General features: G+C 60.6%; 16 protein-coding genes and 3 tRNA genes. 8 read left to right on the top strand and 11 right to left on the bottom strand.

Annotated elements, in window-relative coordinates; all coding sequences use genetic code 11:
* The first annotated feature begins 58 nt into the window (after positions 1-58).
* The 3 genes from D8M21_RS02900 to D8M21_RS02910 are packed head-to-tail and all read left to right on the top strand — an operon-like array spanning position 59 to position 5,711.
* Positions 59-1,234: an exonuclease SbcCD subunit D gene (locus D8M21_RS02900; protein ID WP_048680143.1), complete on the top strand. Its 1,176-nt coding sequence runs from the start codon at positions 59-61 to the stop codon at positions 1,232-1,234.
* Positions 1,231-4,338: an AAA family ATPase gene (locus D8M21_RS02905; RefSeq protein WP_048680140.1), complete on the top strand. Its 3,108-nt coding sequence runs from the start codon at positions 1,231-1,233 to the stop codon at positions 4,336-4,338. The genes D8M21_RS02900 and D8M21_RS02905 overlap by 4 nt, the downstream gene beginning before the upstream one ends.
* The gene (locus D8M21_RS02910; protein ID WP_126855649.1) at positions 4,335-5,711 is read left to right on the top strand and encodes an MFS transporter; all 1,377 of its coding nucleotides are present in this window, start codon (positions 4,335-4,337) and stop codon (positions 5,709-5,711) included. The genes D8M21_RS02905 and D8M21_RS02910 overlap by 4 nt, the downstream gene beginning before the upstream one ends.
* Positions 5,712-5,723: 12 nt before the next feature.
* Here the strand turns inward: D8M21_RS02910 and D8M21_RS02915 are convergent, their stop codons facing one another.
* From D8M21_RS02915 to bcp, 8 genes are all read right to left on the bottom strand, one after another.
* A complete protein-coding gene (locus D8M21_RS02915) occupies positions 5,724-6,377 on the bottom strand; it encodes an MBL fold metallo-hydrolase (RefSeq protein ID WP_048680135.1) in 654 nt (217 codons plus the stop codon).
* 2 nt (positions 6,378-6,379) lie between these two features.
* Positions 6,380-7,480 carry an S-(hydroxymethyl)mycothiol dehydrogenase gene (locus D8M21_RS02920; protein ID WP_048680133.1) on the bottom strand — a complete coding sequence of 367 codons (1,101 nt, stop codon included), beginning with the start codon at positions 7,478-7,480 and terminating at the stop codon, positions 6,380-6,382.
* A 105-nt stretch (positions 7,481-7,585) separates the two neighbouring features.
* Positions 7,586-8,455, bottom strand: coding sequence for an alpha/beta fold hydrolase (locus D8M21_RS02925; RefSeq protein ID WP_048680129.1), 870 nt, complete (start codon positions 8,453-8,455; stop codon positions 7,586-7,588).
* Between the two features lie 3 nt (positions 8,456-8,458).
* Entirely contained in the window at positions 8,459-9,532 is a 1,074-nt protein-coding gene (locus D8M21_RS02930; protein WP_053089966.1) for a YihY/virulence factor BrkB family protein, read from the bottom strand.
* A 230-nt stretch (positions 9,533-9,762) separates the two neighbouring features.
* A complete protein-coding gene (locus D8M21_RS02935; RefSeq protein ID WP_425432067.1) occupies positions 9,763-11,301 on the bottom strand; it encodes a malate:quinone oxidoreductase in 1,539 nt (512 codons plus the stop codon).
* A gap of 129 nt (positions 11,302-11,430) precedes the next feature.
* A complete protein-coding gene (locus D8M21_RS02940; RefSeq protein ID WP_048680126.1) occupies positions 11,431-13,065 on the bottom strand; it encodes an ABC transporter substrate-binding protein in 1,635 nt (544 codons plus the stop codon).
* A 112-nt stretch (positions 13,066-13,177) separates the two neighbouring features.
* Positions 13,178-13,262, bottom strand: a tRNA-Leu gene (locus tag D8M21_RS02945).
* 90 nt (positions 13,263-13,352) lie between these two features.
* Positions 13,353-13,832 carry a thioredoxin-dependent thiol peroxidase gene (bcp, locus tag D8M21_RS02950; RefSeq protein ID WP_048680123.1) on the bottom strand — a complete coding sequence of 160 codons (480 nt, stop codon included), beginning with the start codon at positions 13,830-13,832 and terminating at the stop codon, positions 13,353-13,355.
* Positions 13,833-13,953: 121 nt separating this feature from the next.
* On the opposite strand from bcp, the gene D8M21_RS02955 reads away from it, so the two are divergent.
* Positions 13,954-14,514: a MarR family winged helix-turn-helix transcriptional regulator gene (locus tag D8M21_RS02955; protein WP_238650999.1), complete on the top strand. Its 561-nt coding sequence runs from the start codon at positions 13,954-13,956 to the stop codon at positions 14,512-14,514.
* 80 nt (positions 14,515-14,594) lie between these two features.
* On the opposite strand, the gene D8M21_RS02960 is transcribed toward D8M21_RS02955, so the two are convergent.
* From D8M21_RS02960 to D8M21_RS02970, 3 genes are all read right to left on the bottom strand, one after another.
* Positions 14,595-14,670 (bottom strand) — tRNA-Lys (locus D8M21_RS02960).
* Between the two features lie 36 nt (positions 14,671-14,706).
* Positions 14,707-14,779: transfer RNA gene (locus tag D8M21_RS02965), tRNA-Lys, on the bottom strand.
* A gap of 111 nt (positions 14,780-14,890) precedes the next feature.
* Positions 14,891-15,343 carry a hypothetical protein gene (locus D8M21_RS02970; RefSeq protein WP_048678047.1) on the bottom strand — a complete coding sequence of 151 codons (453 nt, stop codon included), beginning with the start codon at positions 15,341-15,343 and terminating at the stop codon, positions 14,891-14,893.
* 451 nt (positions 15,344-15,794) lie between these two features.
* On the opposite strand from D8M21_RS02970, the gene D8M21_RS02975 reads away from it, so the two are divergent.
* The 4 genes from D8M21_RS02975 (at position 15,795) to serA (ending at position 21,045) form a co-directional block, all read left to right on the top strand.
* A complete protein-coding gene (locus D8M21_RS02975; protein ID WP_048678048.1) occupies positions 15,795-17,612 on the top strand; it encodes an acetolactate synthase large subunit in 1,818 nt (605 codons plus the stop codon).
* A 3-nt stretch (positions 17,613-17,615) separates the two neighbouring features.
* The gene (gene ilvN, locus D8M21_RS02980; RefSeq protein WP_048678049.1) at positions 17,616-18,125 is read left to right on the top strand and encodes an acetolactate synthase small subunit; all 510 of its coding nucleotides are present in this window, start codon (positions 17,616-17,618) and stop codon (positions 18,123-18,125) included.
* Between the two features lie 169 nt (positions 18,126-18,294).
* Complete coding sequence (gene ilvC, locus D8M21_RS02985; protein ID WP_048678051.1) at positions 18,295-19,320, top strand: ketol-acid reductoisomerase; 1,026 nt, start codon at positions 18,295-18,297, stop codon at positions 19,318-19,320.
* 120 nt (positions 19,321-19,440) lie between these two features.
* Complete coding sequence (gene serA / locus D8M21_RS02990; RefSeq protein WP_048678053.1) at positions 19,441-21,045, top strand: phosphoglycerate dehydrogenase; 1,605 nt, start codon at positions 19,441-19,443, stop codon at positions 21,043-21,045.
* Positions 21,046-21,134 lie beyond the last annotated feature (89 nt).

Here is a 21,134-nt window from a genome sequence, read left to right on the forward strand (position 1 = left end):
TTCGCATCGAGGGGCGGCGGGAGCTTATCTTGTCAGTCGGCCGGGTTAGGTTGAGGTTATGAGAATCCTTCACACATCGGACTTGCATCTGGGTCGCTCCTTCCACGGACGGTCCCTGTTTCAGGACCAAGAAGCGCTGTGTCGAGAGATCATCGAGGTGTGCGAGGATCACCGAGTCGGGGCAGTCCTCATCGCGGGAGATGTCTACGACCAAGCGTCCCCTCGCACCGATGTGATCGATCAATTCTCACGGTTCCTTGGCAATCTGCGACGGCGCGGCATCGAGATCGTCATCACGAGCGGTAATCACGATTCCCCGGCACGCCTGGGGTTCGCCTCTGAGCTCTTGAGCGATGTGGGGGTGCACCTCCGTACCAGGGTGGAAGACATCAACCGGCCCGTCACCCTCAACGATGGAACTCTGGTGTACGGAGTGCCGTACCTGGATCCTCGCTCCTCCGCCCCGACGCTGGGGGCCGAACCTACTCACCCTTCGGTCTTGACGGCCGCGGTGGACGCCGCTTGGGCGGATCGCCAGGAGCGAAGTGCGGCCCACGCCATCATCATGGCGCACTGCTTCGCCAGCGGAGGCGTCAGCAGCGAGTCGGAACGGACCCTCGAGGCCGGCAACCTCGGCGTCGTTTCCGCACGAATTTTCGAACGGTTCGATTACGCCGCCTTGGGGCATCTCCACGGCCGTCAGAAACTACTTCCCAACGTGCGATACAGCGGCTCACCCTTGGCGTTTTCCTTCTCGGAGGCTCGGCACACCAAGGGATATTGGTTGATCGACACCGCTGGAACCGAACTCACCGTTGAGGCGGGGCAATGGCGGCATACCGTGCCATTGGCCAGGATCAGTGGGACCTTGGAAGAGCTCTTGGCCTCTGAAAAATTTGCCTGGGCTGAGTCGTGCTGGTGCCAAGTAAAACTGACGGACATGCAAAGGCCGGCTCATCCCATGGAACGCCTCAGAACCAGATTCCCGGAAACCCTCGAACTGGGTTTCACCGGTTTATCCCACCGTGAAGAATCCCGATATGCGACGAAGCTTGCGGCCGTTCGAACACCGCTAGAGACTTGCAGTGCTTTCTATGAACAAGTTCGAGGGCGTGAATTGAGCGATGCGGAACGAGGCTTGTTGGAATCGGGCATCCGAGAGGCGGAACGACGACTAGCTCAAACTGAAGCAGGTTCGTCCGCATCCACCGAAGCGCAGGGGGACCACGCATGAGAATCCACAGCCTGGAATTTTCCGCCATCGGTCCGTTCCCAGGAACCGAACGAATAGATTTTGAGCGCCTCAACCAAGCTGGGCTCTTCCTGCTGAGCGGTCCCACCGGTGCGGGCAAATCCACCATTTTCGATGCGATCTGTTTCGCTCTCTACGGCTCCACGAGTCGGTCGTCGGGCTCTGGATCCAAGGGAATGCACTCGGATTTTGCACAGCCCGGAAACGAGCCGTATGTCGCCATGGAATTCAGCGTCGGCGGGTACCGATATCGCATCCGACGGACCCCCGAATGGCTGAAACCCTCTACCCGGGCGAAAGCGGGCTGGAGCAAACAGCACGCAACAGTCCTCCTGTCGCGATGCCCGACGGACGCGTGGTCGAGCGAGGACGAATCGCCCTGGGAGGTCTTGTCCTACCGAATCGACGAGACGGCCACCTTGATTCTGGGGATCTTCGGCTTGACCCTACAACAGTTCTCCCAGGTTGTGATGTTGCCCCAAGGTGACTTCGCCCGGTTCCTCACCGCCTCATCCAATGACCGCGAAGAGCTCCTGGCCAAGCTCTTTCCCATAGACCTGTACCGAGACCTTCGTGATGTCCTTAAGGACCGCGCAGGAGAGGCCGAGGAAGCCATCAACCTTCTGGCATCGGAATCCGAATCCGCTCGTCGTGAAGTGATCACCCTCCTCGAACGGTTGGATGTAGGCCAAGACGCTGCGGGCCAACAAGCTACGAGCGAATCGATCAACCTGGATCTGACCGCCAAGCTGCTGGAGACGGCGCGACAAGAGGCCGCGGAGCGACGTCGGGAACTTGGTGAATCGGTGACCGATGCGCGTCGTCGGGCCGAGAGACTCGAGCGATCGGTCGACGAATGGGCCGAACACGACAGGCTCCTCGAGCGAAAGCGCCGCGTCGACGAAGTGGCCAAGACTCTGCCGAACCGAAAGGCCACCGTTCGGGCCGCCCAGGCGGCGCAACCCGTCACGGAATCGTTCGAACGATGGCGCAAAGCTTGCGCGGAGACCGCCAACAAGCGGGACCAGCTGGGCCACGTCGTGAGCTCCATGCGCGAGGTAGCGGCCGAGCCCATGCGCCTGAGCGGCGAGAATGAATCAGACCTCACCATCGAGACTCGCTACTGGGAAGACCCTTTCCGTCTGAACTCCGAGCACGACGACGCCTACGGCGCCCTATTGGACCGCCGCAAGGAGTCATTGCGCCAGATCGAACAGCGGTACGCGGAGGTCGACGAGCTTGCGCTCGCGATTAAGGACCCAACGAGACGGCTGGAGAAAGGCCGACAGCAAGAGGAACGTACTGCCCAGCGCATCAAATCGGTTCAGAATTCGTTGCTCCACATAGATCAGGAGGCGGCCGACGCTCGGAAAGACGCTGAACGGCTGTCCGATTTATCCGTGGCGCGCACCGAGGCCGATGCGATTTTGACGGTCACTCGCCGTGCAGCCGACGTTCGGGTCCAATGTCATGAGGCCGAGAGGGATTTGGAGAGGGCCGAGCGGAACCGCCGCGAGGCGTCGGAGCGCGTCAACGTGTTGATGGAGCAGAGGTTCCGGCAGGCGGTGATGGTACTGGCGGACGACCTCACAGAGGAGAGCCCTTGTCCGGTCTGTGGTTCACTCGAGCACCCACGGCCGGCCACGCAATCCCAGGGCGAGTCGCCCGTCGAGATTGGGCAGGAGGAGATCGACCGTGCCTCTCAACAACGCGAGCGAGCCGAAGCGTCCGTCCGTCAGGTTGGCGAACTTCTTGCGGGACTCCGAAAGAGCTTGGACGAGCTCCAGGCTCAGGGAGCCCTGGGGGAGGTTTCCGCGGCCGAGGAATCGTACCGTCAGGCAAACCTCGCCTATGAGACGGTTCAGGAACGGGTGCAGCGTCTGGGGGACCTTGAGAAGAAGCAGGCTGATCTCCAGGGGACACTTCAGGCCGAACAAGACAATGCGCACCGGCTCGCTCTGGAAAAGTCCGGATTGGCCTCCCGTATCGAAGAATTGGCTCGCCGTCGCGATGCTTTGACCGCGACCTTGGCGGAATCTCCGGACCGAGAAAAAGTCCACTCGATGTCGAGCCGCGTTGACCAGCTGAAGTCCATGCGCGCGGAAGCGGCGATGCGTCGTGCACAACTCGAGACGGCCGCCACATTCGACGCTGACCTGGAATCCACTTACCGAAAGGCATTAGAGAAGAGCCCGTTCCGGGATCAGGAGCGCGTGTCTGAGTCCGAGCTTTCTCACGACGAGTTGGAATCCCTCGAAGAATCCATCCGCGGTGACGAACAAGAGTTCGTGCGTTGGGACGAAGCCTGGAAGGCATCCTGGCACCAACGTTTCCTGGAACGACTAGAAGAGGACCACGAACGACCTGACGCTGACACTGTGGAGGAGTCCCGTCGCGCGGCAACGGCCGCTGCCGAACGGCACGAGGAATCCGTGATTCGCGAGACGAAACTTCGAGACGGTCTGGACAACGTGCTGCGTGTCGCAGAACGTGACCGAATCCTTCGGCGCGAGTCCGAGGACGCCTTGACCAAGGCTCAGATGCTCAAAGACCTGTCGGATGTTGCTGCAGGTTTGGGAAGCGAAAATCTTCAAAAGATGCCGTTGACCACGTTCATCTTGGCCGCCCAATTAGAAGAGATTGCCGATGCCGCGACCGTCCGGCTCCTGGCCATGACGGACGGCAGGTATAGCTTGCGCCATACCGACGCTTCCGCCGGCAACAATAAGAAATCCGGGCTGGGCCTTGAAGTTTTTGATGCGTGGACCTCAGAAGCCCGGCCCACGACGTCCCTCTCAGGGGGCGAAACCTTTATGGCGTCCTTGTGTCTGGCTCTCGGTCTTGCCGACGTCGTGCAGGCGCGGTCTGGAGGGATCGAGATCGATACGCTCTTTGTGGACGAAGGATTCGGATCCCTCGATGAAGACACTCTTGAGGGCGTCATGGACGCCATCGACGGGTTGCGAGAGAATGGACGAGTCATCGGACTCGTGAGCCACGTGGCCGACATGAAGACGAGAATTCCCGAGCACGTGAAGATCAAGAGGGCGCCTCAAGGGTCCTCGGTGGAGTCGACGACCGCATGAGCAATACCCCTAAGACCAACGAGCCACCCGTGGCTGCTGGATCTGTCACATCGTCGGTTCCCCCCGCACCAGGCGAGACTGGGACAAATTCCCAGCGGAGTCCCGAGAGCACGATCGACCGGTTGCGGCTTCTGACCGGCTTGGCAGGGCTGGGGTACCTGGCGATCTCCGTCTTCGCTCGCCTGCCAGTCGCCATGCTGCCGCTGGGAACGTTGATCATGATCGTCACATGGACCAACGAGATCATCCTCGGCGGGTTTGCGGCGGGCGTCGTAGCCATCAGCATCGCCATCGTGGTGCCTATTTACGGCGTCGTGGCGGAGAAACTCGGGCAGCGTCTCGTCTTACTTCTTTGCGTGCTGAGTAATGCCGTCTCGATTTTCTGGCTGATCAGTGAGGCGGTGAAGCTTCAGGCGCCAGGTGGAGGTTCCATCCCTGCGCTTCTCGCGTCGTGCCTGGTCACCGGGGCCACATCGGCTCCAGTCGCCGCATTGGCCCGGATTCGATGGGCCGGCGAATCCCACCGCCTCGCGGACCGATCGTTATTGAATTCGTCGTTGGCGTTTGAATCTGTGGCCGATGTGGTCGCAACCGCCCTCGGAGCCGCAGTGACCGGTGTCGCGACCCTGCTGTGGCACGCGCACGCGACACTCCTTCTGGTCGCAGCGATCAATCTCCTGACAGTGACGGCCTTCGCCCTGACCCGGCTCCGGCACAGTTCGGCACCGATGCCCAGGCCTAGAAACGCCACCGAGGATGACCTCGAGAGAGACCGTGTTCGCCGAAAACTCATGTGGTTCCCGGTGATCGGAATGGGCACCTTGGGGCTACTCCTGGGGTCCATGCAGTCATCGCTCGTGAGCTTGAGCCAAAACTTCGATTCCGTGGAAGGCGTCGGCCTCTTATACGCGGTTCTGGGGCTCAGCTCGTTGATGGCAGCCATCGCCATTAATCTTCTCCAGGCCCGAACCTCCAACTGGGGAGCATGGCTTTTTTGGGCCTGTACCTTGACCCTGGTCGCGCTGCCGGCCACTATGCCCGGCTCGATTCCGACGATGGCTCTCGCACTCGTCTTTCTCGGCGTCGTCGTAGGAATCTGCCGCATCGTGACGGATTCTGTGGCGACTCGGGTGACACCTGCGGATTCGCTGGAACTCGTGATGACCTCGACCTTCGCGGCACTCTTAGCGGGTACCGGGCTGGGCCTGGTCTGGGGTGCAGTGCTCGGCGATTCCCAGGGATACAACACTGCCCTTTTGCTCCCGATGTTCAGCGCCGCCGCCTATCTGCTGTTGAGTCACGTGTACGGCCTCTTGTGGAGAAAGTACTTTGAACGGGGCATTTGGGGTGGCCGCCACGCCGAGCGGTACTGAGCCAGTCCAGCGCTATTCTCCGCGGTCAATCCATTCTTGGCGATGGGGAGCCTCGTCGCCAATGCGCGTTGAACCGCCGTGACCCGTCAATACGATGGTCTCCTTCGGGAGGGTCAAGAGCCGATCCGTGATCGAATCAATGATCGTCGAAAAGTCGCTGTAGGAACGACCCGTGGCACCAGGCCCGCCGTTAAACAGCGTGTCACCGGAGAAAAGCACAGGGGAGCTGCCCTGCCACGCTAGGTCTTCGGAGAAGAAACACACCGACCCCGGGGAGTGACCGGGAACGTGGATCACCGTCAGCTCTGAGTCACCCACGGAAATGCTGTGGCCGTCTCGCAATGGTTCGAAGGACGGGGCGGGGTCACCGTGAGTAAGAGTCCAGAGCGGTAGGTCATCCGGGTGCAGGTGCACCGAGGCGTCGAAGCGCTGAGCCGCCTCGATAGCGAGGGCCGCATGGTCGTCGTGAGCGTGCGTGAGGAGGATGGCATCCACCGTGCGGTCACCGACCAGCGAGGCCACGGCGTCAAGATCATGAGCCGGGTCGATGACGACGCACCGAGATGCGTCCCCAACCACCCAGGCATTATTCTCGACGTCCCAGGTACCGCCATCGAGACTGAAGGTTCCGCTGGTGACCGTGTGGTCAATGGTCGTTTCCGCCATGATTACGCCTCCGCGATTTCGACGACTGAACGCAATACCTTGCCTTGTTGCATCTTCTCGAAGGCAGGCTCAATCTGATCGAGTTGGATGGTCTCCGACACGAAAGCGTCGAGGTCCAACCGCCCCAGCCGGTACTGATCCACCAGCATCGGGAAGTCGCGCGACGGCAAAGTGTCGCCGTACCATGCAGATTTGATGGATCCTCCGCGTGAAAAGACTTCGTCCAACGGCATCTCCAAGGTGGTGCCCGGATCAGGAACTCCCACGAGAACAACGCGGCCCGCGAGATCGCGCGCCTCGAAAGCCTGCTTGAAGGTGGTAGCGATGCCCACCGCATCGATCACCAGATCGGCACCGTTTCCATCGGTCAGCTCACGGATGCCTTCCACAGGATCGGTGTTCTTGGAATTGATGGTGTGCGTTGCGCCGAGGCTGCGGGCGGTGTCGAGTTTATCGTCGTCGATATCTACCGCGATGATGGTGGTTGCACCAGCCAGAGCGGCACCGGCAATGGCAGCCGTACCGACGCCGCCACAACCAATAACGGCCACCGACTCGCCGCGTGCCACCTGGCCCGTATTGATGGCCGCGCCAATACCAGCGGTGATTCCACACCCCAACAAGCCAACCGCGGCGTACTGATCCGTCGTCAGCTCGCCTTCAATTTTGGTGCATTGCCCGGCGGCAACCAGGGTCTTCTCCGCGAAGGCGCCGATACCCAATGCGGGTTCCAATTCGGTGCCGTCCTCCAACGTCATCTTCTGCTGCGCATTGTGGGTGTCGAAGCAATATTGGGGCTGACCCTTGCGGCATGCGCGGCACTGACCGCATACCGCTCGCCAATTGAGGATCACGTGGTCCCCTGGAGCGACCGAGGTGACGTCATCGCCAACCGATTCGACGATTCCGGATGCCTCATGGCCCAGCAGGTACGGGAAGTTATCACCGACCCCACCACGCTTGTAGTGGAGATCCGTCTGACACACGCCACAGGTCAGAATCTTGACGACCGCCTCGCCGGGGCCGGCGTCGGGGACGTTGATGGTGGTCACCTCGACCGGCGCATCCTGGGCGCGGGAGATAACGGCCTGGACCTTCTGCATGGTGCCTCCTCGACTTGGGGGAATAGTCGCTGCGACATCGGGCCGCATAGTCATGACCAGTCAATCACATCGACGCTGAGCGTCAGGATCTGTTCGGTTTGTGGCTTAATCTGCGTCGAGGTGTGCGCGCACCGCCCGTGCGAATTGACCCGAGGTGAGTGCGTCGACGTGAGTCCGACGAGGCAGTTTGACGTATCGGCTACCACCAGGCAATAAGCGAGCGAGCGATCCGTCGTCGGCGACGGCATCGGCCTCTCCCGAGACCAGAAGGGTGGGTTGTCCTGGCACATTGGCCTCGCCGGGGGAAAATGCGGGGACGCTTAACCGGTCCGCGCACCGCTCCAGGAGTGCTCGGTCCAGGGGAGACGATTCTACGAAGTTGAGAACCTCCCGTACCTGTGGCGAAGGGGACTCTGCGGCGGGCCCTGACGGCTCGAGTATGGGGTCGCGAGGGCCATTCCCCATGGCGCTGCTTCTGCTCTGGGAGATGGCTCGGGATACTTCCGCGAGACGGTCCGTAGCCGGGAGCCCGCCGAGGCACACTCGACGGACAAGGTGGGATTCGTTTGCGGCAAGGTCCCAGGCCAATCGGGCACCGAGGGAGTACCCGAGGAGGTCGACCCCGGTGGAGTCATCGCTGTGCTGGGACACGATCATCCGGATGGCTTCGGAGAGCGCGTCGACCACGTCGTCGGCCGTCAGAAGCACGTCCGGGGAATCCTGGAGCGGAATGTCGTGGAAGTCAAAGCCTTCCGGGGAGCCGAAATCCTGGAGGGCCTCAGTCAGATACTCGTCATCATGCCAAGGAAGCTGTCCCAGGATGAGGTCCCGGTCCGCGCCGAGACGCCGTATCCACCCGGTGGATACCCAGCACTGGGACGCCGTCGTCGCGAATCCATGGATAAGGAACAGAGGCGGAAAACCCGCGCCGCCACCCTTCCGGGCGGGGACGCGGGTCCACCGAAGACTCGGCACGATCTACTCCTCGGAATAGTCGAGTCGGTCGTTGCGCAGGCGCAATTTGCGGCCTTCGTCCACGAACTTCTGCCGGGCCTCGAGCTGCTTGTGGGCCTGGCGGGTGTCCCGCGGAGGCAACTGCAATTGGTCCTCCGCACGCATGCCCGCCTCGAGTTCGCGAGCACGCTCGAGCTCGGAGTCGAGCACCGCGCCGAAGAGCAAGACGTTGTTCATGATCCAGATGAAGAGCAACATCACGATGACGCCACCGATCGTGCCGTACGTCGCGTTGTAGCTACCGAAATTCGACACGTAGAAGCCAAAACCGACGCCGGCGACGCCCATGACGACCAGCGCGAGAATAGCGCCCGGGCTCAGCCAATGAAGCTTGGGCTGTTTGACGTTGGGGGTCGCGTAGTACAGCAAAGCGATCAAGACGATGGTCAAGACGACCAAGACCACCCAGCGTGCCCAGCTCCACACGGACACAGCGGTATCACCGAGCCCAATCCAGTCGCCCATGAGGTGCAGGACGTTGCCCGACAGGAGAATCATGAGCATCATGACCACGACAATCACGACCATGACGAAGGTGACCAAAAGATTGATCGGGCGCAACTTCCAGATCGGCCGACCTTCGACCACGCCGTAAATCCTGTTCAACGCTCGTCCGAAACCACCGACGTACCCGGAAGCCGTCCACAATGCGCCAACCACACCGGTGATCAAGGCGACGATGCCCGCCCCGGTGGAGCTGGTCAATTGAGTGATCGGCTCCTTGATCAGTGCCATGAGCTCTTCAGGAGCGTACGGTCGAATGAAATCCAATATGGCGTGCGTCGTCGTATCGCCCTGACCAAAAACGCCCAGCAGTGAGACGACGGCCAATAGCCCAGGGAAAAGCGAGAGCACGGCAAAGTACGTCAGGGACGCCGCAAGGTCGGTGACGCCGTTGCCGGAGAAGGAATTGAGAGACCGCTTAAAGACGTATCCCCAACCCGGCTTGCTAATTTGTGTCAGACTCGTGGCCTTGTCTTGGTGACCGGCGCGACGTGCGCCGTCTGACTTCTGAATAGTTTGTTCGGAAAGGTCCATCGATCAACGACCCCGTGGTTTCGTGGTGGCGAGCAGCTCGCGCGGTGCAGTGTGATGCTACGTCAGTAGCCTGCCTACAACCTACCCGAAAGGTTGAACGGTCAAGCGATACACCCACCGTATGTTGTGGCTTTGTGTCTTTCCGGTATTAAATCCGGTGCCAAAACAACGGCGTCCGGTTCCCCAGAAGGGGAACCGGACGCCGTCCATCAACTCGTCGTCGGCGAAACCTAGTTCTTGATACCCAGGACCTTGGCGGTGTGGGCCATGATTTCGTCGGCGAGCTCAGGCTCGTCGTTGAGGCGGTGGCCATAGGCCGGCACCAATTCCTTGATGCGGGGTGCCCACCCGTCCACATGATCCGGGAAACACTTCTTGACGAGGTTCAGCATGATCGGAACAGCGGTCGACGCGCCGGGGGAGGCTCCCAGCAACGCGGCAATCGAGCCGTCTCCCTTGGTGATGAGCTCGGTACCGAACTGCAACACGCCACCGCGCTTGGCATCCTTGCGCATGACCTGAACGCGCTGTCCCGCCTCGATGAGGTCCCATTCCGAGCCGTCGGCCGAGGGGTAGTACTCCCGCAGCGCCTCGACGTGTGACTTTTCACCCTTGGCCAGTTCCGTGAGGAGGTACTTGACGAGACCCAAGTTGTCCAGGCCGGCTCGCGTCATCGGGTAGAGGTTGTCGAACTTGACCGACTTGAAGAGATCCAGATAGGAACCCTGTTTGAGGAAGTTCGTCTTGAATCCGGCGTACGGGCCAAAGAGCAACGAGCGCTTTCCATCCACCCAACGGGTGTCCAGGTGGGGGACCGACATGGGCGGGGCGCCCACAGATGCTTGCCCGTATACCTTGGCGTTGTGCTGTTCGGCGGTTTCTTCGCGCGAATTGCGGAGGAACAGGCCGGATACCGGGAAACCGCCGAAGCCCTTGCCTTCGGGGATGCCAGACTTCTGCAAGAGGGGCAACGCGCCGCCGCCTGCACCGAGGAAGACGAATTTGGCGCGCACCAAAACGTTGTCTTCCGTATTGAGGCGGTTACGTGCCATCAGGCTCCACGAGCCATCCGACTCCTGACGGAGATCGTCCACCTGATAACCGAAGCGAACGTCAGCACCTTCGGCCTCGAGGTGGCTGATCATCTGTCGGGTCAGGTTGCCGAAATCGACATCCGTTCCCTCGGGGGAGTAATTCGCCGCGATCGGTTGGTCGTCCGAACGCCCCTTCATGGTGAGCGGAGCCCACTCAGCGATCTTCTCGGGGTCACGCGTGAATTGCATGCGCTCGAATAACTTCTGGGAGTTCAGTGCCTTATAGCGCTTGGCGAGGTAGTCGCTGTGGTCTTGGCCAAAGACCAGGGACATATGCGGGACCGAATTGATGAACGACGAGTCCGTCAACTTGTTTTGCTCGATCAACGACGTCCAGAACTGACGGCTGGTCTGGAACTGTTCGTTGATGTTCAGGGCCTTGGCGGGATCAACGGTCCCGTCCGCGCCCATCGGGGAATAGTTCAGCTCGCACAAGGCAGAGTGCCCGGTACCGGCGTTGTTCCACGCGTTGGAACTCTCAGCTCCGACTCGGTCCAATCGCTCGAGCACGGTGATGTCCCAATTCGGTTCTAGTTCCTTGAGTAGGACGCCGAGCGTGGCGCTCATGATGCCGCCCCCAACGAGGACGACGTCGGTCGTGTGAGTTCGTGTCACTCTGGATCTCTCCTGTGCTGTGGATTCCGCGTGATGATGCGGTCGGTGCCCCGTTATCAAGCAACGGGTGGAGCGGCGTCAGCAAAGGGTATTTGTGACGCAAACTCACTTCAGGTTATCGCTCAGAGGGGGAGCGGTCGAACGAAGGCGTAACTAATTAGTGTGATGCTTGGAACACTGATGCGTGACTTAGGAGTCTTTCCTGAGTTCCACGAGAGAAAGGTTCTCGACGCCGGTCGCGGCCAGAGGATAGGAAATGACCTTTGGGCTCAGAGCCACCGCTGACACCGGGTACGCAATCGGAATGGCCGGCATGATCTCGGCGATGTCCTCGTTGACCTTCTTGTACAGATCCGAGCGTTCGTCGCCGTCCGGTAGGCCCGCGGCGCGGTGAACGTGATCGAAGAGTTGCTGATCCGTGAAGCCAAATTGCGGGTTGTCTTGACGGAAGAGGGGGGAGATGAAGTCATCAGGGTCCCGGTAGGCGCCCATATACCCGGTGAGCGCGAAAGCCCTGTCAGAGTTCGCGGAATTAATCTTGCTGAGATAGTCGTCGTCCCAACGAATGGGCATGGGCTTGATGGTGAAGCCGACCGAGGTGAGGTCACCGGCGATCTTCGCGAACACCGCCTCTGGCTGCTGGATGTACGCCAGGGAGACGTTGGTGGGGTAGTAGAACTGGAGTTCTTCGCCCTTGTAACCCGACTCTGCCAGCAGCCTCTTAGACAGCCCTTGGTCCTGGCGGTAGGCCGACGAGGTATCTTCCCCTCCCATCTTGAAAAGTTCGGGCACGAAATCGTTGGCGACGTTGGTGCCGTTGGGGTACTGCGTGGACGCAATCTGGGAGCGCCCCAAGGCGTGGGCCGCCGCCCGTCGAACGTTGACGTCCGCCAACGGGCCAGCCTTCTGATTCATGGTCACAAAGGCCACCGAATACGGGTCCCGTTGTTGGATTTGGTAGCCGCGTCGCGCGAGATTGACGAAATCGTCGATGCCGACCTGGTCATAGGCATCGACCGACTGAGCCAATAATTCGTAATAGCGCTTTTGAGAGCTCGGTACAGTCAGGAATGTCAGCTGGGTGATGTGTGCAGAGGTGCCCCAGTAATCCGGAAAACGTGAAAGTTTCGCCGTGTGTCCATCCCACGATTCCATCCGGAAGGGCCCCGTCCCCACGGGGTGCGAACCGAACTTCTCGTGATCGGCAAAGGCCTGAGGTGAGCCTATGCCAAAGGCAGGTTGCGTCAGGGCTTTCACGATGGAGGGGTATGGAGTGCTGATCTTCAGTTCGACGGTGTGATCGTCGAGCGCCGTGCAGGAACGGTAGATCGTCTGTTGAGCCTTGCCGTCGGCGGCCGTCGAGCGAAAGATTGTCTGGTAAGCGGTTTGATTGACCTGCTCGGTGTCGGTGTTCTTGGCCCAGCGGTCAAAGTTCTTGCGCACGACGTCGGCCGTCAACTTGGTGCCGTCGTGAAAAGTGACATTTCGCCGGAGGGTGAAGGTGTAGGTCAAACCGTCCTTTGAGGAGGTCCACTTGGTCGCCAAACCTGGAGTGGGCTTGCCCGTATCCGGGTCCGCCGCAACCAGCGTCTCGAGAACCTGCGCCGAAATCCGCGACGTCTCCAAACTGGAGGTAATGGAAGGGTCCAGAGTTGGTGCGGCCGCCGCATTCCCAAAGGTGAAGGGAACTTCGGCCTGCTTCGTCGCGCTGGCAGAAGCGCCTGAGCTGGGAGCGGAAGATTCTCGGGACGAGGAACAGCCCGCCAATGCAATGCCTGCGACGCCCAGCGAACCGGTCAGAAGGCTTCGTCGCGTCGGGGCCACTCGTCATCTCCTCGGTCGATCGAAGCAACCCAGGGGTCTGCTTGCTCGATGTCTCTTCTCTTCTGGAACGTTCCCGCGGTTGCTCTCCAAAAGGGGAACCGGAACATCATGTTGGTGCGCGAGGCGGGACTTGAACCCGCACGCCTTACGGCACAGGAACCTAAATCCTGCGTGTCTGCCAATTTCACCACTCGCGCTGGCCGACCAATTCGGTGACACCACAGTCTACATGAGCCACCGTGGCGAACTGGGCATATCTCGGCACCGCCGGAAGGCCTCCATGGACCTTAGGAATCGATCCCTAGGTCTCGGCGTAACTTGGCAACGTGGCCTTTTGCCCGGACGTTGTACTGCGCTGCCACGACCGTGCCGTCCTCATCGATGACGATGGTCGAACGGATGAGGCCGACGGAGACCTTGCCGTAGTTCTTCTTCTCGCCCCAAGCGCCGTATGCTTCGGCGATCTCGTGGTCGGGGTCGGAAAGCAACGGAAAATTGAGTTCCTGTTCGGAAGTGAACTTCTCGAGCGCGGCCGGCTTATCCGGGGAGATGCCGACGACTGTGTAGCCGTGTGACGCTAGCGACGCCAGATTGTCACGAAAATCGCAGGCTTCCGTGGTGCAACCCGGAGTGGAGGCCTTGGGGTAGAAGTAGACGACCACGCGGGAGCCGGCAAAGTCTTTCAAGGACACCGTTTCCCCGCGGGAATCTTCGGCGCTGAAAGCGGGGGCGGTGTCTCCGGGGTTAAGGCGGTGGGGCGTGCTCACGTGATGTCCTTCCCATCGATGGTGAGGTTTCTCCTCGTTTCCCCGATTCTAATGATGCTCACCCGTAATATGTGGTCGCTACTGAGCTTTGGGTCGGTGACGACCGCCTATAATCGCCTGCATGCCTCACATCCAGGAATGGTCGATCAGCCGGTTGATGTCCACCGCAGCGCGCATGCTGGAGCACAATTGGAATCGCCAGCTTCAATCGCTGGGACTCACCCACGCGGGCGTCATGGCCTTGGACGTTATCAGTCGTGAGGGAAGTTTGACCCAGGCGCAGACCGCCCACAAAGTCGGTGTCCAAGCGCAGACAATGGGGAAGACTCTCACTCGATTGGAAGCCCACGGTCACATCGCGCGTCAGCGAAGCACCATGGACCGTCGAAGCTATCTGCTCGTGATGACCGACAAGGGGCGCGACGCTTTGGCCAAAGCTACGGCCATCGAGGAAGAGCTTGCCGGCACCGGCGTTCTGAACCATGGAGAGTTACGTGAGGCTTTGGAGCAGGTGATCCGCGACCTCTCGGATACGGATACCATGCCTCTCACGGTGGTCAACGAGACCATGGAAAGCCTGCCCCTGGAGTCGCGGTGGGTTGCCGAAGACGTCGCTTCGCGTCGTATGGATGACCCGACGCCGTCGGCCGAGTCGCTGCCGTCGGACGTTCCGGCGTCGTAAGAGGGGCACGCCCCGAGGCACGGTGCATCGACCAGCAAAGACAAAAATGCCCGATCCTTGAGAAAGGATCGGGCTATTTCTGGTGCGCCCCCCGGGACTCGAACCCGGAACCCATTGATTAAGAGTCAATTGCTCTGCCAATTGAGCTAGAGGCGCGTGTTGCATATGGGTGAGAAGCACGGAGTGCTTCCGTGCGCCCCCCGGGACTCGAACCCGGAACCCATTGATTAAGAGTCAATTGCTCTGCCAATTGAGCTAGAGGCGCCTACCGTTCCACGCTCAGACACACAGCCTGGCGCTTCGGCAACGAACTGAAACTATACGCAGGGCGAGAAGTCGGTGCAAGTTGAAGTGCCGCATTGTGATGCACTGAACGTTAGAAAGCAGAAATCTCTCGAATGTAGTCGAGAAAGTCCTCACGATCAGCTTCTTGCTCGAGTATCTCGGTGCCGTGGGGCGTGTCGACCTCCGACAGGGGCGAGACCTTCAGGTCGAAGACGGCGCCAGATGTCGTTTCCAACGAGAAAGAGTCGCTGGATGAGGCCGCCGCCTGGACGAGATTGGTGTTGTCGATGGCGACGGGGACCCCGATGGCTTGCATGCGGTTGGTGTCCATGGGGACGATGACGATTTCCGAGGGTGCCCGGCGGTATCCCACGATAAAGTGCCCCGAATCCTCCGCGAGGGTAGGAGTCATGGGCGATTCGGCGCGATGCTCAATTCCGGTGGTGTACACGAGGTTGTACGCGCCGTAATTCATGACATGTCGATCGAAGACATCGCGCAATCGCTCGGAGAGGACGGTAGTAGGTTCCGTTTCGCGGGGCATGGTGCCGATTCTAACGACGTGAATAGTCTTACTGGCTGGTTGCGTACAAACTGTGGACGATCATCGGCACATTTCGTCGATGGGCTCCTGTTTGCATGAAGACGAGCCGTGACGTTCCGTGTCGATGCGGAGTCTAGTGTCAGTGTCACCGGTTTCACATTTTGATACGTTTTTGACCGTCTCGGCGCCCGACACAGATTATGAATCCATGGCACAGCACAATTTCGTCGTTCTATCTGACGTACGCGTCTCGCTCATTATTGCGGGTCGCGCGGGACGTCGGGCCTAGACTTCGTCGAAATTCGAACCGCGCTACCCCTCACCAGCACCTAGGTTGAGGGGTTTTTTCGTGTCAGGCATGGTCTCACCGGACCTGTAGGGCACGGAGGGGCCAAAACGTGGCCTCGAGCCCGAATAGCAGAACCGATTACCAGAGCAGAAGGACCATCACATGAGCAACGAATCGTCGGTCACGCCGGCCACGGTTGCTGCCTCGACATCCGGATCGCCGAGCAGCGCCCCACGAATCACGGGTTCGGAAGCGGTCATTCGCACGCTCGAGAAGCTCGGTGTCACCGACGTCTTCGGGTTGCCTGGCGGCGCCATTCTTCCAACGTACGACCCCTTGATGGACTCGGAGAGCATTCGGCACATTCTCGTCCGCCACGAGCAGGGCGCCGGACACGCGGCCGAAGGCTATGCGCTCGTCACGGGAAAAGTCGGTGTTTGCATTGCGACGAGTGGACCCGGGGCGACCAACCTCGTCACGGCCTTGGCCGATGCCCACATGGATTCGGTTCCCATGGTCGCCATCACCGGCCAGGTCGGTTCCAAAGTTCTGGGCACCGACGCCTTCCAAGAAGCGGACATCGTGGGCATGACCATGCCTATTACCAAGCATTCCTTCATGGCATCGAGCGCGCAGGACATTCCGCGTCTGCTGACCGAGGCCTTTCACCTGGCGTCGACGGGACGACCGGGGCCGGTGCTGGTCGACATCACCAAGGACGCGCAGCAAGGTCTCATGGATTTCACCTGGCCCGTGGAGATGCAATTGCGGGGGTACCGACCCGTCGTCCGCGGTCACCACAAACAGGTTCGCGAGGCCGCTAAGCTCATGGCGGCCGCGGAACGTCCCGTTCTGTATGTCGGTGGCGGCGCCATGCGAGCTCACGCCTCAGAAGAATTGGCCGAATTGGTTCGGCTGACGGACGCACCCGTCGTGACGACCTTGACGGCCCGCGGCGTGTTCCCCGATTCCGACCCTCATCATTTGGGCATGCCGGGGATGCATGGTTCCGTTCCGGCGGTCTCGGCCATGCAGGAAGCCGACGTGCTCGTGGCTCTAGGGGCGCGCTTCGATGACCGAGTGACCGGCGTCGTGGACTCCTTTGCCCAAAAGGCGAAGGTGGTTCATGTGGACGTTGACCCTGCGGAGATCTCCAAGATTAGGGCGGCCGATGTGCCGATCGTGGGCGATCTCAAGGTGGTCCTCCCTGAATTGACCGAAGCGATTGGCGAGGTCTTTGAGAGTGCAGGCGCCCCCGACCTGGGTGGCTGGTGGGCGGTGCTCAATCGCATCAAGGAAGAGTACCCGCTGGGGTATGTGCCCACCGATGACGGACTGGGCTCGCCTCAGTACGTGATCGAGCGAATCGGACAGATCACGGGACCGGAGGCCGTGTATGTTTCCGGCGTCGGGCAACACCAGATGTGGTCGGCGCAGTTCATCCAGTATGAGCGTCCGCATCAGTGGCTGAACTCTGCCGGCTTGGGCACCATGGGCTATTCGATCCCGGCCGCCATGGGAGCCAAGGTGGGTAATCCGGACCGAGTGGTGTGGGCCATCGACGGAGACGGCTGTTTCCAGATGACGAACCAGGAACTCGCAACCTGCGTGCTCAACAACATCCCGATCAAAATCGCGGTCATCAACAATTCCTCGCTCGGTATGGTGCGGCAGTGGCAGACATTGTTCTACGACGGTCGGTATTCCAACACCCATTTGAACACCGGGCACGACACCGTCAGAATCCCCGACTTTGTCAAGCTCGCGGAGGCGTATGGATGCGCGGCATTCCGCTGTGAAGGCGACGACGACGTCGATGCCACCATCCGGAAGGCGCTCGACATCAACGATCGTCCCGTCTTGATTGACTTCACCGTGAGCCCGGACGCGATGGTGTGGCCCATGGTGCCTGCGGGAGTCTCGAACGACGCGATTCAAATCGCCAAGGACACCTCGCCCGACTGGAACACGGAGGAATAATTCATGTCACGTCATACGCTGTCTGTTCTGGTCGAAGACACCCCCGGCGTCCTTGCCCGCGTTTCGGGCCTCTTCGCCCGCCGCCAGTTCAATATTGACTCCCTCGCCGTGGGTGGCACCGAGGTCCCGGGAATCTCTCGGATCACCGTGGTCGTCGACGCGGACGGGGTCCTGCTCGAGCAGGTCACCAAACAACTCAACAAGTTGATTCACGTGTTGAAAATTGTGGAGCTGCCATCGGAAACTTCGGTGCAGCGAGATCACATCATGGTCAAGGTTCGTGCCGATGCGGCAACACGCATACAGGTCACGCAGGCCGCCGACCTATTCCGCGCCCAGATTGTCGACGTCTCCACAGAGTCCGTCATTATCGAGGCCACCGGAGCGTCCGAAAAATTGCGGGCGTTTTTGGAAATTTTGGAGCCCTTCGGTGTGCGCGAAATCGTGCGCGCCGGGACTCTCGGCATGGGTCGCGGCGCGCGGTCCATGAGCGAGAAGGCCCTCCGTTACTAAGTCTCCGCGAAACATATTTCCGCGAAGAGTTCACATATTCGTCACGTGACGGTGTCCAACCGTTGCGTGGGGGACCGGCCTACTAGGGTGAAAACTGGTGGCTCGGTCCACAACGACCAGATACTGCGGGCACCGGCCCGCGGAGAAGATCAGAGGAGTTCTCAATCTCATGGCTGACATCTTTTACGACGACGACGCAAACCTCGCGGCAATTCAGGATCGCTCCGTCGCCATCATTGGCTACGGTTCCCAGGGGCACGCACACGCTCTGAACCTCCGCGATTCAGGCGTCGACGTGCGCATCGGCCTCGCCGAGGGTTCATCCTCGCGAGCCAAGGCCGAAGCCGAGGGATTGCGGGTGCTCACGGTCGCCGAGGCCGTCGAGGAAGCCGACGTCATCATGATCCTGACCCCGGACCAGGTTCAGGCGCAGCTCTACAAGGAATCCATTGAGCCGAATCTTCAGCCAGGCGATGCCTTGTTCTTCGCTCACGGATTCAACATCCGTTTTGGGTACATCAAGCCGCTCGATGGCGTGGACGTCGCCATGGTCGCCCCGAAGGGCCCCGGCCACACCGTGCGCCGTGAATTCGAAGCGGGCCGTGCGGTTCCGGCCCTCGTTGCCGTGGAAGTTGACGCCTCAGGTAAGGCCTTCGAGTTGGCTCTGGCCTATGCCAAGGGCCTGGGAGCGACTCGTGCCGGCGTCATCAAGACCACCTTTACCGAGGAGACCGAATCGGACCTCTTCGGTGAGCAGGCCGTTCTCTGCGGCGGTGTGTCGCAGTTGATCCAGTATGGCTTCGAGACGCTGACCGAGGCCGGATACCAGCCGGAGATCGCCTACTTTGAGGTGTGCCACGAGCTGAAGCTGATCGTGGACCTCATCAACGAAGGCGGAATCACCAAGCAGCGTTGGTCCTGCTCCGATACCGCCGAATACGGTGACTACGTCTCCGGCCCCCGCGTGGTCACCCCGGATGTCAAGGACCACATGAAGGAGGTCCTCTCGGACATTCAGGATGGCACCTTCGCTCAGCGCTTCATGGATGACCAGGCCAATGGCGCCAAGGAGTTCAAGGAGCTGCGGGAGAAGGGGGCTTCGCACCCGATCGAGAAGACCGGCCAGGAATTGAGGAAGCTCTTCTCCTGGAAGTCCAGCGATGCTGACTACACCGACGGTTCGGCGGCTCGCTGATCGCCATCGATCGGTGACACCCGACGCGGCCGGTCATCCGACAACACGGATGGCCGGCCGCCGTCGTGAGTGCTCCTTCCACCACTTCCACCCCCCTCAATAGTTCGAAGGGAACTACCAGTGACCCAGACCCCCGTGGTTCTTCTCGCCGAAGAGCTTTCTCCCGCGACCGTGGACGCGCTCGGCGCCGGTTTCGAGATTCGTTCCACCCATGGCGCCAACCGTGACGAGTTGCTTCGCGACATCGCCGACGTCGACGCCATCATGATTCGTTCCGCGACCCGATTGGATGCCGAGGCCTTTGCCGCGGCGAAGAATCTCAAGGTCGTTGCCCGAGCCGGCGTCGGCCTCGATAACGTTGATATCGCGGCGGCCACCGCTTCCGGTGTGATGGTCGTCAACGCGCCGACGTCGAATATCATTTCGGCCGCGGAATTGACGGTCGGACACATTCTTGGCCTGTGCCGCAATATTTCTGCCGCCGATGCCTCGATGCGGGCAGGGGAGTGGAAGCGCTCGAAGTACACCGGTGTGGAGCTCTTCGAGAAGAAGGTCGGCATCATCGGCTTGGGCCGGATTGGCGGCCTGGTGGCCGAGCGTCTGCAAAGCTTCGGCACGGAGATCCTGGCCTACGATCCGTTCGTGAGTGGCTCGCGCGCGGCCTCGCTCGGTGCCAGCATGGTGGACCTCGAGACGTTGTTCCGTGAGTCGGATATCATCACGATTCACATGCCCAAGACCCCCGAGACGGTCGGAATGGTCGATGCCAAGGCGTTTGAGCTCATGAAGCCCTCGGCCTTGGTGGTCAACGTGGCCCGCGGAGGCCTCATTGACGAGGACGATCTGGCTGAGGCCTTGAAGAATAAGACCATTGCCGGGGCAGCCATTGACGTCTACGTGTCCGAGCCTGCCGAGGACGTTGACTTCGTGGGGCTAGATAATGTGGTGACCACGCCTCACCTTGGTGCTTCCACGGTGGAAGCCCAGGAGAAGGCCGGAATTTCCGTCGCAAAGTCGGTGAAGTTGGCCCTGGAAGGCGAACTCGTGCCCGACGCGGTCAACGTGGCCGGTGGACCAATCGACGCCGAAGTGCGTCCCGGTATCCCGTTGGCGGAGAAGCTCGGTCGCGTGCTGACGTCATTGACCCAAGATTCCGCCCTCGCCAGCGTCGAGGTCAAGATCGCGGGGGAGATCGCGGATCGCGATGTGTCGTCACTCAAGCTCGCCGCTCTCAAGGGCGTCTTCACCGATGTCATTTCCGAGAAGGTCTCCTACGTCAATGCGCCGGGGATCGCGGAACAGCGAGGCGTCGAAACGTCGTTGACCACAACGCACGAGGTCGAGGGATTCCGCAACGAGACCACACTCTCGGCAATCCTCGCGGATGGTTCGCGGGTCAGCGTCTCGGGAACCGTGACCGGGCCCAAACTCGTGGAAAAGCTCACAGGGATCAACGGTTTCGATTTCGAGGTCGCCCTGACAGAGAACATGCTCTTCTTGGACTATCGCGATCGTCCCGGTGTCATCGCGGCGATGGGAACTTTGCTGGGAACCGCGAGCATCAACATCGCGGGCATGCAGGTCTCGAGTAGCTCGGACCCGTCCAAGGAACAGCGGGCTTTCTCGGTCCTCGCCCTCGATTCGGCCGCCACGCCAGAACTGCTGGCATCGATCAAGACGACGATCGACGCCGACTTGGCGGCCTCCGTCTCCTTGGCGGAATAGGGCAGCGTCCTTGAGCCGACGCAGACGCCGGCCTCGTCCGAACGGGACCTGGCCGGCGTCTGTATGCCCCAGTTTGTCGTCCACAGACC

Origin of the sequence: Kocuria sp. HSID16901 (assembly GCF_003989425.1) — a bacterium.
GTDB lineage: Bacteria > Actinomycetota > Actinomycetes > Actinomycetales > Micrococcaceae > Rothia > Rothia massiliensis.